General features: G+C 56.7%; 9 protein-coding genes. 6 read left to right on the forward strand and 3 right to left on the reverse strand.

What is annotated here, in order from left to right; genetic code table 11:
* Positions 1-78 precede the first annotated feature (78 nt).
* From CCX46_RS14920 to CCX46_RS14930, 3 genes are all read right to left on the reverse strand, one after another.
* The gene (locus tag CCX46_RS14920) at positions 79-2,526 is read right to left on the reverse strand and encodes a fimbria/pilus outer membrane usher protein (RefSeq protein ID WP_127930400.1); all 2,448 of its coding nucleotides are present in this window, start codon (positions 2,524-2,526) and stop codon (positions 79-81) included.
* A 218-nt stretch (positions 2,527-2,744) separates the two neighbouring features.
* The gene (locus tag CCX46_RS14925) at positions 2,745-3,494 is read right to left on the reverse strand and encodes a fimbrial biogenesis chaperone (protein WP_127930401.1); all 750 of its coding nucleotides are present in this window, start codon (positions 3,492-3,494) and stop codon (positions 2,745-2,747) included.
* A 68-nt stretch (positions 3,495-3,562) separates the two neighbouring features.
* Positions 3,563-4,165: a fimbrial protein gene (locus CCX46_RS14930; RefSeq protein WP_016986831.1), complete on the reverse strand. Its 603-nt coding sequence runs from the start codon at positions 4,163-4,165 to the stop codon at positions 3,563-3,565.
* 319 nt (positions 4,166-4,484) lie between these two features.
* On the opposite strand from CCX46_RS14930, the gene CCX46_RS14935 reads away from it, so the two are divergent.
* The 6 genes from CCX46_RS14935 to CCX46_RS14960 all read left to right on the forward strand — a co-directional run bounded on the left by CCX46_RS14935 (position 4,485) and on the right by CCX46_RS14960 (position 13,209).
* Positions 4,485-5,705, forward strand: a complete 1,221-nt coding sequence (locus CCX46_RS14935; protein WP_034154081.1) for an EAL domain-containing response regulator — start codon at positions 4,485-4,487, stop codon at positions 5,703-5,705.
* 174 nt (positions 5,706-5,879) lie between these two features.
* Positions 5,880-6,587 carry a response regulator transcription factor gene (locus CCX46_RS14940; protein ID WP_034154080.1) on the forward strand — a complete coding sequence of 236 codons (708 nt, stop codon included), beginning with the start codon at positions 5,880-5,882 and terminating at the stop codon, positions 6,585-6,587.
* A 7-nt stretch (positions 6,588-6,594) separates the two neighbouring features.
* Positions 6,595-10,227 (forward strand): transporter substrate-binding domain-containing protein, encoded by a 3,633-nt coding sequence (locus CCX46_RS14945; protein WP_127927604.1) that lies wholly within the window; start codon positions 6,595-6,597, stop codon positions 10,225-10,227.
* Positions 10,228-10,331: 104 nt separating this feature from the next.
* Positions 10,332-10,715, forward strand: a complete 384-nt coding sequence (locus CCX46_RS14950) for a hypothetical protein (protein ID WP_077572902.1) — start codon at positions 10,332-10,334, stop codon at positions 10,713-10,715.
* Positions 10,716-11,024: 309 nt separating this feature from the next.
* Complete coding sequence (locus tag CCX46_RS14955) at positions 11,025-11,486, forward strand: hypothetical protein (protein ID WP_077572901.1); 462 nt, start codon at positions 11,025-11,027, stop codon at positions 11,484-11,486.
* Between the two features lie 94 nt (positions 11,487-11,580).
* Positions 11,581-13,209 (forward strand): methyl-accepting chemotaxis protein, encoded by a 1,629-nt coding sequence (locus CCX46_RS14960; RefSeq protein WP_077572900.1) that lies wholly within the window; start codon positions 11,581-11,583, stop codon positions 13,207-13,209.
* Positions 13,210-13,244: the final 35 nt, after the last annotated feature.

The following is a 13,244-nucleotide window of genomic DNA, read 5'->3' on the forward strand; positions in this document are numbered from 1 at the left end:
CCATGGCTAGACGCGCAGAAACGACAAGGCTCTGAATAAATCAGAGCCTTGATGTTGAAGATTGAAGAATTGAACGTGTTATTTCGATGTGTCTACGCTGGTAGAGCAAGAAAGCCGGTAATGCTCATAGTTCAAATCCTTTAGCCTTTCTGGAAGCTTGTAGGGGGCGGGGCAACTCTTGCCCTGCCACTTGATTGTGATGATGCCTTGATCTTTGGTAACAAGCGCTAACGCCTTGCCGGTGGGGTCGGAAAGTGCCAGTTGTTTACCTTCGGCGTCCATCAATACGGCTCCGAATGGGAGGGGTTTGCCCTCGGCATCGTAGAGTTCGAACTGGATCCGTCTCCCTTTGCTGCCTTCGAAGCGCGCAAGCACTACTGAACCTCGTCTCGGTACGAGTTGTTGAGTGGCGTTGTCCAGCTCTATGTCACCGCCGAGATTTCGTGTGTCCAGTGTCACCCAATTCACGCGATAGGGCTGTGCGTTTGGAAGGACGGCATAGCCGTTGAGGCCGGTTTTCACGCCGGAGTAGCTGCTGACTTCTACCCCTGACATGCCAGGCACTTCCACCATTGCGAATGTTTCGCCGACGGTCTGGCCCATGTTGATTCCCCCCGCGTGAGCCACGATCGATCCGGCCGCGCTCAGGTTCTGTGATTCATAACCGCTGCCTCGGCTGTAGCCCAATCCCAGATCGCCCATCGCTGTACGGGTACTCAGGCTGAGTGAGCCGGAGCGATCACCTTGCACACTGCGCCCGGTCTGTACGGAATAGTAGGTGTCACTGTCTTCAGTCAGATAACCATTGATCCCGGCTTGTGTACTGGTGCCGGTATTCTGATGATTGCTGGAAATGTAGGCGCGAGGTGCGCGAGGTGTCGATCCGAGCGGGAATGAGATCGAAACGCTCAGTTGGGTGTCGTGAGTGGTGTCACCGCGTGCGCCGAACTCTTCGGTTTTACTCAAACTGATGTTGTAGTTCAGGTCGCGCCAATTGTTGTTGTAACCGGCGGAGAAGCTGCGCGAGCCGCCGCGATCCCAATAGCGCTGATCACTGGCATTCAAGTACAGCGAGCCGTACTGGCGCGCTTCGCCCAGGGTCTGGTTGACCGTGAGGTCGGTACGGGTTTTGGCGTTACCTGCGCGCCGCGTAGCGCCGGTGCTGGTGTCCTGAACGTGGTCGGTCAGCGTGCGGTAACCCTCGGTCGAATAACGATAGGCGGCGAGGGTGAAGCTGGTATCGGTGCCGGTGAAGGTCTTTGCATAGAGCGCGCGTACGCTGCTGCCCTGGGTCGTTTTACCGAATGCCTTGCTGGACGATTGAGTCACGTCCAGCGACATCGCGCCAATCGAAGTGTTCTTCGCCGCACCGACGGAAAGCGCCTTGAAACCATTGCTGGCCTGAATGCCGGCAATGCCTGTCAGGTTGCTGGTCAGACCGTAGGCGAAAGTGCCGCCCAGGAAGGCCGGCTTGTCGTAGCCCTCGCTGTTGTTGTTGAATTTGCCGCTCGACAGGCTGTACTTCAACTGTCCCTCACGCACCATCGTCGGCAAGGCGGAGAACGCCTGCCGGGTGACCTTGCGCCGACCATCCGCCTCGACAATGGTGATCTCCAGATCGCCATTGGAACCCGATGGATAGATATCACTGATCTCGAACGGCCCCGGCGGCACGTTGGTGGTGTAAAGAATGTAGTTATCCTGGCGGACCTCGATCTTCGCATTGGTTTCAGCCACGCCACGAATGATCGGCGCATAGCCGCGCTCGCTGTCTGCGCGCATGCCCTCATCAGAGGCCACCTTGACGCCTTGATAGCGCACGCTGTCGAACAGATCCGAATCGGAAAATATTTCACCCGCACTCAGTTGCCCCTTGATCGCCGTGAGGTCGCGCTGGATGAACGTGCGATTGCTGACAAACCGATTGGGCCGGCCGGTGGCACTGCTCAGATTGGACTCGTTGCGCAAACGCCAGGCACCGAAGTTGATGCCGTTGCGCAGCCCCAGATTATTGGAGATTTGCGTCGAGTAATCGGTTTTGCTGCGGGTGCTGCTCAACTGATAGTTGATGAATCCGGCGGCCACGCCATCGTCCCAAAGCTCTGGGTCAACATAGCCGCGCATGCCGCGTGCCATAGCAACCTGCGGCACGCTGATATTGAGGCGCAGGCGGTTGGCGTCAAAACTGATACTGGCTTGCTCGATCATCGACGCAAGATCGTAGTGATCGGCAGGCCGTTGCTCATCAACCAGACCTTGCTCACGCAGTTTGCTCATGTCCACACCCAGCTGCTGTAACAATTCCAGGGTGATACGTGGCTCGACTTTGCCGTTGAGCGGGTTGGCCGCGAAATCAACGTCGCGACGCCCGACCAGCGTGCCGTTGCTGAAAACGTCAACGCGATATCGGCCTGGCAGAACGCTGTTGGCATTCAACAAAGGTTGCAGATCGACCGCCGATGAACCTTCCAGAAACAAGGTATTGAACGCTTCACCCGCTACCGCGGCCGGGGCTTCGGCACCCATGGCGAAGCCACAAATGGCCATGTTGATGGCAAAGCACAATGGATGCAGGCAGCCCAACGCCGTTTTGCTTTTATGGCGCACAACGTGATGCTTTACACAACTTGAAGATGTGTGGTGTTGGGAGGAGAACATGCAATTTGCCTTATCAGTCCGTGTTGCTTCAACCGGAGTCCGGAACTCGTAAATAGCTTGTGAATTGGCGGGGTGGGGCGAGGAAGTTACTGGGCGGATGCATCTTTCACGCGCTCGGCATGACTTTCGGTAGCGCTGAGTGGTGCATCGAATCGTTGTTGTGCGCCGTAATCATTAATGGCCGAAAAAGTCAGGCGTGGAGAACCGGATGGCAACGCTTTCAAATTGAACGAACGAACTTCGCCCGGAACGATCATTGTCGAATCAATCACCAGTTCCGCTTTATTTCCAGCGGCGACTTTCAGGTCGGCCAGCGATACGTGGTAATTGCTTTGATTTTTTACTTTCAGTACCGACTTGCCAGCTTGCGTGACCAATTGCCATACAAGTTGCACTGGCGCTTGCGCAGCGTCACCGGTGAGTCCGTCCGGGCGGAAGAACACCTTGATGCGCTGACGCACCGCCAGTTGCAGCGTATTGACATCGGCAGCGCTGGCCTGAGGGATTTCCTGCACGTTCAGCCACACCACTGACTCTTTGTCTGCAGGCATGCCGCGGCCTTCATAGAGAATCCTCAACAGTTGCTGTTGATTGGGTTCGAGTCGGGCCAGCGGTGGAGTCACCGCAAATGGCGGCGCGCTGCCAGCCGTGTCGCCGGCATCCAGCCACGATTGCGCCAGGATGGTTTGCCCGCCGTTGCGCACGGTGACGTTCGCCTCTTTGTGCGCGCCATCGAAAATGATCCGGGTGGAACTCAAGGAGATGCTGGCGAATGCCGAGTGCGTCATCAACACCCCGGCAAGCCCCAGGCACAGCGGAAAATAGCGACTTAACATAGTTTTCACCGATTGATCTGGTGGGGAAGGACGAGGCACAGCGGCCCCGTCCAGGTATTGCGTGCTGCTTATTCGTATTCGAGAACGAACGGCAGAGTGGCGTTACCGGTACCTGCAGTAGCGGTGGTCTTGTCGCCGGTGGTGACGTAAGCGGCTGCGAACGACAGGGTGCCGTCGCCGCCAGTGGTGCCGTCGCCGGTCAGACTGGTCTGTACTTTGGCAGTGGCTTCAGAGCTCAGGTCGATCAACTGGCCGTTGCTGTCCAGCAGCGCGATACCTACGCCTTTGGCCGCATCAGTACCTTGCAGCTTGAGAACTTTCTTGCCATCAACCAGGCCCGAACCACCGTTTACGGTTGGTTTGAACAGCATCGACACTTTGGTGCCGGCGTTGCAGTTCACTTTCAGGTTGAAATCGTTGGCAGCCACGCGACCAGCACCCGGGGCAGAATCGGTGCCCATGTCTTTGATCGATACGCTGCCCATGTCCACAGCGATCATCTTGTCGTTACCCGAAGCGCCATCTACCGAGCACGCGTCGTTGTTGATGACGCCGGTGAAACTGATTTGACCGCTGCCGCCCTTGACGGCTTTAGCGGCTTCTTCAGCCAGTGCGCCAGTGGAGGCAGCCAGTACGGAAAGAGTGAGTACTGCGAAAGCGAACTTTTTCATGTTTATATCCGAAGTTATTGTGAAGTGCTGCATTGAAATGCCAGGCCATGTTAGGTCGGTGATAGTGATGGGTCTTTGAGATTTGTCTTAAAGCGTGGCAAGTGCGAACAAAGCGGCAATATCGGAAGTGCGTATTTATATTCTCAGTAAAGTACAGTGGACTAAATGAGACAATTCTCAAAGTCGCGCGAGCTCTACCTGATTAGTATTCGCGGACGCAGAAATTCTCAGTCAATGCAAAGTTTGTGAGCAATCTTTCTGTTGGAAGATGATTCAAGCTTTTCGCTATTAATGGCTGATAGAAAGAGGTTCCCGGTTTGTGAACACGCTTCGTATATTGGTATTGGAAGATCACGCCTTCCAGCGCACGGCTGCGGTCAGCGCGCTTAACAGTCTGGGTTACAAAAATATCTTTCAGGCGGCTGACGGAAAGGATGCGCTGGCTTTGATCTCCCAGGCAGGAGGTGTGGACGTTGCGTTGTGTGACTTGAGCATGGCCGGGATGGATGGTTTGACCTTTCTGCGCCTGGCGAGAGAGGCCGGATTGATTCGCGCAGTGATCATCTGCAGTTCACTGCCTGAAGACTTGTTACGCACGGTCGATCGAATTGTCACGTTGCAGGGCCTGGAATTGCTTGGCAGTGTCGGCAAGCCCTTGATGGTCGATGTGCTGGCGCCATTGCTGGCTCGCTATCGGCCGAACAGCCAGGTCGATGCCAAACTCGCGGAAAGTCATCTCGATCAGCCTACGGAGAACGAAGTGCTCGAAGCGATACGCCGGCAGGAATTTCGCGCGTACTTCCAGCCCAAGTTTCACCTGCGCAGTGGTGAGGTGGATGGCGCCGAGGTGCTGGTGCGCTGGCAAAGCCCCAGTCGCGGGTTGCTTTCACCGGGTATGTTTCTGCCAACGATCGAGCGTTGCGGACTGCTCGACGAAATGTTTTTCAGCCTGCTCACGCAAGGACTGAGTCTGCAGCGTTTCGTGCAGTCCCACGGCAAGCCGTTCAAGCTCGCCTTCAATCTCGACGTCACGCAGATGGCCAACCCGAATCTCGTCGACCGGATCAAGGCGCTGTTGCGCATTCACGGCGCCTCGCCAGCCGGGCTCATATTCGAGCTGACGGAAACCGGTCTGCTGCAGATGCCCGAGATCAGCATGGAAAACATGGTGCGTCTGCGCATGCTCGGCTTCAGCCTGGCGATCGATGATTTCGGTGTCGGCTACTCTTCGCTGGAGCGACTGTGTCAGATGCCGTTCAACGAAATCAAACTCGACGCCGGTTTTGTGCAGAATTTCCAGCAGGCTCGCTACAGTGCGGTTATCCACGGTGCACTGGCCTTGGCGCGCGAGCTGGACATGCGAGTGGTCGCAGAAGGCATTGAAACCGCAGATCAGGTTCATCACCTGGCTCGACTCGGTTGCCAGTGGGGGCAGGGTTTCTTCTATGCCCGGCCCATGAATTGGGCGCACCTGGTCGATTGGCGTTTCGAGGGTCAAAAATCGTCCTGGCGCCGGGCAATAGGCACGTCCGACCTTTGATCCGCACGCGCGGTCTGACTTTTGGGACAAAGCCCTATTTCGTCACGTCTTCAAAACAATCATCATGTGACGAGAAATCAATCAGATGCACCTGAATGCTTCGGTGATGCCCGGGATCGGCTGCGGCTGCCAAGTGCTGATGATCCTTCAACCCTCCTCATCATGGAGCTGTTCATGCATTGGTCAGTCGTGAATCCGTTACGCGTTGCCATCCTTGATGATCACTCGCTCATACGTCTGGCGATGAAATCGCGGCTGACGCGCGAAGCCGAGTTCAGTGTCGTGGGCGTGTACGCGAGCAGTGCGCAGTTGCTCGCTGGATTGCGCGAGACCGAAATCGACCTGCTGATACTCGACTACAAGCTGCACGATGGCGAGTTGGACGGGCTTAATCTGATTCGCCTGCTGCGCAAGCAATATCCGGGCATGCGCATCCTCGTCTCATCCTCCGAAGAGCGCCCGGCAGTAGTGAACATGGCGATCGGAGCGGGCGTCAGCGGATTCTTCGGCAAGTCCCAGCCAGTCGATGACCTGATCACCGGCATCCGCTGCGCAGCGTCCGGCCAGTTGTACCTGTCGCAGGCAATGGCCTTCGAACTTGATGTGCTGCCTGTGTCAGTCGATGAGCCTGCTGGTAGCAATGATGACGGCGCGGCGCACAGCGACGATTTTCTGAGCAATCCTCTGCTGTCGCCGAAAGAGAAAGAAGTCTTGCGCTGCTGCCTCGAGGGTATGGGGGTGACGCAGATCGCTTTGAAGTTCTCGCGCAGTCGCAAAACCATCAGTGGGCAAAAACAGGCCGCTTTCAAAAAGCTTGGCATTCGTGGTGATGCAGAGCTGTTCAAGTTGCAGCACAGCCTGACAGCCGACAACCAGGGATAACTCGCTTATGTTTCATCTGTTGCGCGGTGTTTTGCTAGTCAGTGTGCTTTTCGTGTTCGGTAGCGGGTCGTTGTGGGCAGCAGAGCCGCGCACTCTGCAGGTGTTCGGTCGATCGGACTGCAAGGAGGTGCAAGTCGATCTGGGCAATGAAGACTGGAGTTGGCTACGGCAGAAACGCAGCCTCGTATTGGGATCGGCGCTTCCGGATTTTCCGCCCTATGTCATGACCGCAAGCGGTACGCGTTATGAGGGGATTGCCGCCGACATTGCCTGCATTATCGGCCAGGCCTTGCATGTCGAAGTTACCGTCAAGGCTTATCCTGACCGTCGCGACGCCATGGCGGCGCTTGAACGCGGCGACATCGATATGTTGGGCAGCTCCAACAGTTTCGAGTTGATCGACGGCCTCGTCACGCTCAGTAAACCTTATGTCGAAGACGTGCCGGCAATGTTCATGCGCGGCGATGATCGTCGACCGATGCCGGCCAATCTGGCCGGTTTGCGTATTGCGGTTGCCGACGATTACCTGCCATCCAGTCAGCTGCATGGCTTGTACCCCAACGCCGAGTTCGTACTTTTCCCATCGAACGAGTTGGCACTGGCCGCGCTGGCGTTTGGCAAAGTCGATTTGTTTCTGGGCGACACGGTGTCCAGCAATTATCTTATCAATCTCAACTACTTCAACTATGTGCGCCTGCACTCTTTCGTCAAAACGCAAACCAGCGGTTTCAGCTTTGCCTTGCGCCGAGGTAATGATCAACTGCTGCGTCTGATCGACTCGGTCATCGAGTCGATGGGTGAGGGCAAGATAGCCGAAATTTCCAAGCGCTGGTCCGGTGGCGGCGGGGCACTGACACCCAAACGTATCGATCTGACACCCGGCGAAGCACGCTGGCTTGAGCTGCACCCGGTCGCGCGGTTCGTGATCAATGACGACCAAGCGCCATTTGCGTTCTTTGATGGCGATGGCAACTTTGGCGGAATCGGCGCCGATCTGCTGGAACTGATTCAGCGGCGCACTGGTTTGCAGATCGATGTAGAGCGCACCGACAGTTTTTCCAGCTTGAGCACACGCCTGCTGGATGGCAGCGCTGATATCTCGTTGCTGACGCCAACCGTCTCCCGTGAAGTCGGTATGCGTTTCACCCACCCGTTCCTCGCCAGTCCCTTTGTGATCGTCACCGCCAAGGACGCAGGCGCGCCGTCAAGCCTGCAGGAGCTACGCGGCAAGCGTGTCGCCGTCCCCGAGAGTTCGGCGGAGCGTGAGCTGCTCAAGGATTACCCCGACATCGAGATTGTCGACAGCGAAACAGTGCTGGGCGCTCTGGCTGACGTGAAGGATGGGCGAGCAGACGCGATGATTACCACGTTGCACAGTGCGCGTTACTACATCGCTCACATCTACAGCGACAGTTTGCGCATCTCCAACATCGTCGGCATGAACAAGGGTTTCCTCGCCTTCGCCGCCCGACGCGCCGATACCGAACTGGTCAGCATTCTGAACAAGGCTCTGTTGAGCATTCCACCCGATGAGCTGGACGTGATTCTCAACCGTTGGCGTCCCATTGCTGCGTTCTCGGGTTTGTCGTGGCGCGATTACAAGACGTTGATCTACCAGATCAGCGCTGGCGCATTCCTGATCATCCTCGGATCGCTGGCGTGGAATTTCTATATTCGCCGGCAGATCCGCGAGCGCAGTCGGGCAGAGCGCTTGCTCGGCGATCAACTGAAGTTCATGGGGGCGCTGATCAACGGCACGCCGCATCCCATTTACGTTCGCGATCGGGAAGGCCGGCTTGTCACCTGCAATAACAATTATCTGCAGACGTTTGGCCTGCTGGAAAAGGACGTGATCGGAAAGACCGTGCTCGAAAGCGGCAAGCGCAATCGCCAGGAAGCGTTGCAATTTCACGATGACTATCTGCGTGTCATCGAGCGGGACGAACCTTACGAGGTGGATCGCACGCTGCATGTCGGTGAAACGCGGCTGATCATTTATCACTGGATCCAGCCTTATCACGACACGACGGGCGAAGTCAGAGGCGTGATCTGCGGCTGGATCGACATCAGCGAGCGCCGCGAACTGATCGAAGAGTTGCGTTCGGCGAAAGAGCTGGCCGATGAGTCGAGCCGCGCCAAAACCACATTCCTGGCGACCATGAGCCACGAAATCCGTACGCCGATGAGCGCCGTGATCGGCATGCTTGAACTCACACTCAAGCGCGCCGAGCAGGGCCACTTCGATCGACCGGCGATTGAAGTGGCCTACGACTCGGCCAAAGGCCTGCTGGAACTGATCGGCGATATCCTCGATGTGGTTCGCATCGAGTCTGGGCACGTCAGTCTTTCGCCGAAACGCGCCAACCTGCGCGAACTGGTGGAGTCCGTGGCGCGGGTGTTCGACGGCCTGGCCAGGCAGAAGAGTCTGGTGTTGAAGCTCGATATCGACGCCACTGTCGGCTGTGACGTACTGGTTGATCCGATGCGCTTCCAGCAGGTGCTCTCGAACCTGGTCGGCAATGCCATCAAGTTTACCGATACCGGGCATGTCAGCGTCTCAATACGCGGCCAACGCCTTGCTGACGAACGGTTGCAGGTCGACTTGAAAGTCGAGGACACAGGCATCGGCATTTCCAGCGCTGATCTGCAGAACCTGTTCCAGCCGTTTTCGCAAGCCAATCACGGCCCCTCGAACCGGGGCGGCACCGGTCTGGGGTTGGCGATTTCACGCTCGTTGTGCGAGTTGATGGGCGGGCGACTGAATATAACCAGCACCTTGGGCAAGGGCACCTGCCTGGAAGTGTCGCTGTTCTTCAATATCCTCAGTCCGCTCGGCGGCAAGGTGCTGCCTGTTTCGGTTGTCCAGGACAAGCCAGTGCCGACGCTGCGCATTCTGGTAGTGGATGACCAGAGCGCCAACCGTCTGCTGCTGACGCAGCAGCTCAGCTTTCTTGGCCAGGCGGTGCGTGATGCTGCCGATGGAGCGCAGGCATTGGCGTTGTGGCGCTCGGAGCCGTTCGACATTGTGATCACGGACTGCAACATGCCGGTCATGAACGGCTATGAACTGGCCCGCACCATCCGCCAGGACGAACGCGACAGTGGTGGCGCGCCGTGTATCGTCTTGGGCTTCACAGCCAACGCGCAGCCGGAAGAAAAAGTGAAATGCCGAGAGGCGGGGATGGATGACTGTCTGTTCAAACCGATCAGCCTCAGCACCTTGTCGACCATGCTTGCCGGCTGGGAAAAGAATGTCGAAACCGAGCCGGTTCAAAGCCCGCCAGCGGCGAGTATCAAGGAGCTGGGGTCGATTCGCGAGCGTCTGACCGAACTCACCGGAGGCGATCTCGACATGATGAAAGAACTGCTGCGCGAGGCGCTGTCTAGTTGCGAGAAGGATCTGGAGGAGTTGCATTCGCTGATACCCGAAAGCGATCCCGGTTTGTTGGCTGACCTGGCACATCGGATCAAGGGCGCGGCGCGCATCGTCGCCGAGCATCAGGTCATCGAGGCGTGTAACGACCTTGAGGCCGAGTGCGAAGCGCCGGTCATCGATCCACTGGATATCAATCGCAGCGCGTTGAAGCTTGAGCATGCACAAGCTGATCTGATCAAGAAAATCAAACGTGTCGAGCTGTAACCGTATTGGCGCAGGGCCCTGCTGACTGGCCTTGTAATGAAGGGGGACGTTAAAGATCATTTTGCAACGGGCGATACCTTGGTTAATAACCATGGAGTTTCGCGATGATCATTCGACGTCCTTTATTGATTGCCAGTCTCTGCCTGCTTGGTTTTGACACCGTCAGCGCGGCCCAGTCTGCGCCCGTCAGCGGAGTGATTCGCTTCAGCGGACAGATTGTCGAGGCAAGTTGCATGGCGAGTGGCGCCAGCCGTGCTTCTGCTTCTTTCGAGCTGCTTGATTGTCCGCAGGCGAGCACTGGTCAGATGTTCTCGGTGACCAACGTCAGTGCGGCTGGGCGGGGTGAGCCGCGCCAGCAAGTATTCGTGAAGATGATTGCCGATACCCACGAGCAGGAAAAATATTACGACCAGCGCCTGCTGCTCACGGACAACAACGGCCACCCGATAACGACTGGCAATTACGTCGTGACGCTGACGCTGCCTTGATGGACTGAGAAAGAATGAGTTTGCGCCCCTTGTTTCAAGGTTACTGACAACAAGGGGCATTAATAATGAGAATTGTCTGGTTCGTACACAACCGTCTCGCGCTTCTGGCATTGCGCCGCTCTCCACTGTTGCAAAATCCCTCCCTCCAAAGACTTTGAACCATGCCGGGCCCCGCTAGCGCGGGCTTGTCAGCAAAGTGTGGTTTTCGTTCAGCGACCCCCGCGGTCATTTTGAGACAAGTCTCATATCGGACGGGCTGGCCCTTGGTTATTTTCTTGAAAGGAAGAATGGAGCTGCCAAAGGTGTCCGATGTTTCTTGAAAATAACCGAAGTCGATCCTTGCGGATCCTGATCGCCGATAGCGACGTGCGTAGAGGCCTGTCGATTGAACAGCAGTTCAACAAGCTGGGCTGTCTCAGCGTCGTGAACGTATGCACTTATCGTGACCTGAGAATACTGACGTATTACTGCCCCCAGCGGCTCAGCCTGGTCGTCGTCAATGCTGAGTTACTCAACGAGATGGCGATGGATCCGCTCGATTTTTTTGGGGAAAACCCGCTGATTCGTCACCTGCTGATTTTCAACCCCAGTGATGATCATCAGTGGTCGAAGACCTTCTTCAACCCGCATCCGCAACGCTGGATGCGTCTGGTCTCGAAAATCAATCTGCCGCGATTGGCGGATTTTCTGATGCTGGCTGATCCCGCGCTCAATGAAAGTGCGGAGCCGGCCTCAACTGATCCCACGCTGTCTTCGTGTGCAAACCGCTAGCTGCACCCTTGCGCGGTGACGGCTGATTGTCTGCGCCAGCTTTCCTGCCAGCTCGTAAGACCCATTGTCTGAATACACTCTAAGGTAAGGCATCATGCTGCTTCGTAAACTCAACCTCGCGCCGCGATCGGCGCTGTGTTTTGGCTTGTTCTGTCTCATGATTATCGCGATCGGATTGATCGCCTTGCAGCAAGTCGACTTGCTCAACAAGGCAGAAACCTATGTCGAGACGACCATCGTGCCAAGCATCAAGCTGCTCGGCCAACTGGATCGCGAGTTCATCGAAATCAAGGGCAATAACGCCCGTTTGCGTAACCCTATCGAAACCCCTGAGCGCAAGGCTCAGGCCCTGATGGACATTCAGCAATCGCGTCAGCTCATCAAAAATCATCAACGAGCGCTCATTGATCTGCTGACTACTGACGCTGGGCGTAAAGCGTTCGAGGAGTTCGCCAAAGCACAAGCGGTCAATGATCAGGCGCAGGACCAATACCTTGAAACCGTGGCGAAAGGGCAGCTTGAAGCGGCCATTGCGCTGTCAAAGAATCAGATGCGTGCCGCCTCGGACGGCGTGCAGGTCGCGCTCAAAAAGCTGATTGCTCTCAACGAGATCGAAGCATATGAAGCGGGCAAGCAGGCCGACAATGTCTACGAACACACGCTGTTGATCGTCAGTGTGTTCATTGTCATTGCCATCGGTGCTTCCTTGGCCCTGGCGGTGTTGTACACGCGCAGCCTGACGGTGCCGATTGCAGGCTCGCTAAGGGTTGCGGAATGCATCGCCGCCAACGATTTGAGCGAAACCATCGCGCTGGATGGTTCCGATGAGGCGGCGCAGATGCTGTCTTCGTTGGCCGCGATGCAGGCCAGTTTGCGTGATGCGCTGATCATGATCCGTGACTCGTCCACGCAGTTGGCCGAAACCTCGGAAGTCATGCACGGCGTCACCGAAGATATTTCGCGTATCACTCAGCGTCAGAGTCATGAAATCGAAATGGCCGCCACCGCCGTGACTGAAATGAGTGCGGCGGTGGAGCAGGTCGCGGACAACGCCGCATCGACCTCGCAACTGACGTCGGAATCAAGCGCAGCAGCTGTTGCCGGTAAAGCCCAGGTCAGCGAAACGGTCGCGGCAATCAATCTGATGGTTTCCAGCGTGCATAGCACCTCGGCTGAAGTGCAGGCGCTTTCTACGATGGCGAGCGATATCAGCAGCGTGCTGGACGTGATCCGAGAAGTCGCCGAACAAACCAATCTGCTCGCTTTGAACGCGGCCATCGAAGCGGCACGGGCGGGGGAGGCGGGCCGTGGCTTTGCCGTGGTTGCAGATGAGGTGAGAGGGCTGGCGCAACGTACGCAGAAATCGACCGAGGACATTGAATCCATGGTCAGCTCCATTCAGTCGGGCACCAGTCGGGCGGTTTCTTCCATGAGCCACACCCGCTCTCAGGCCGAAAGAACGCTCGAGATGGCCAATATCGCCGGCGAAGTGCTGACCGACATTACTGGCTCACTGAATCTCATCAATGAACGAAATCTGCTGATGGCGACCGCTGCCGAAGAGCAGGCTCAGGTTGCGCGTGAAGTGGATCGCAGCCTGATCAGCATTCGCGACTTGTCCTGTGAAACCGCAGAAGGATCGAAACAGACGGCGGTTGCATCGGCGGAGCTCTCGCAGTTAGCGGCGTCGCTGAACAAATTGACCAAGGAATTCAAGCTCTGACTGTGAGCGTAAAGCCCTGGTTGCCAGGGCTTTGT

It is taken from the genome of Pseudomonas sp. RU47 (assembly GCF_004011755.1).
Lineage (GTDB): Bacteria > Pseudomonadota > Gammaproteobacteria > Pseudomonadales > Pseudomonadaceae > Aquipseudomonas.

Bases quoted from the DNA above. Each gene is read 5' to 3' on its own strand.
- CCX46_RS14925 (WP_127930401.1), bottom strand. From the start codon at position 3,494: ATGTTAAGTCGCTATTTTCCGCTGTGCCTGGGGCTTGCCGGGGTGTTG.
- CCX46_RS14920 (WP_127930400.1), bottom strand. From the start codon at position 2,526: ATGGGTGCCGAAGCCCCGGCCGCGGTAGCGGGTGAAGCGTTCAATACC.
- CCX46_RS14930 (WP_016986831.1), bottom strand. From the start codon at position 4,165: ATGAAAAAGTTCGCTTTCGCAGTACTCACTCTTTCCGTACTGGCTGCC.
- CCX46_RS14945 (WP_127927604.1), top strand. From the start codon at position 6,595: ATGTTTCATCTGTTGCGCGGTGTTTTGCTAGTCAGTGTGCTTTTCGTG.
- CCX46_RS14940 (WP_034154080.1), top strand. From the start codon at position 5,880: ATGCATTGGTCAGTCGTGAATCCGTTACGCGTTGCCATCCTTGATGAT.
- CCX46_RS14955 (WP_077572901.1), top strand. From the start codon at position 11,025: ATGTTTCTTGAAAATAACCGAAGTCGATCCTTGCGGATCCTGATCGCC.
- CCX46_RS14950 (WP_077572902.1), top strand. From the start codon at position 10,332: ATGATCATTCGACGTCCTTTATTGATTGCCAGTCTCTGCCTGCTTGGT.
- CCX46_RS14960 (WP_077572900.1), top strand. From the start codon at position 11,581: ATGCTGCTTCGTAAACTCAACCTCGCGCCGCGATCGGCGCTGTGTTTT.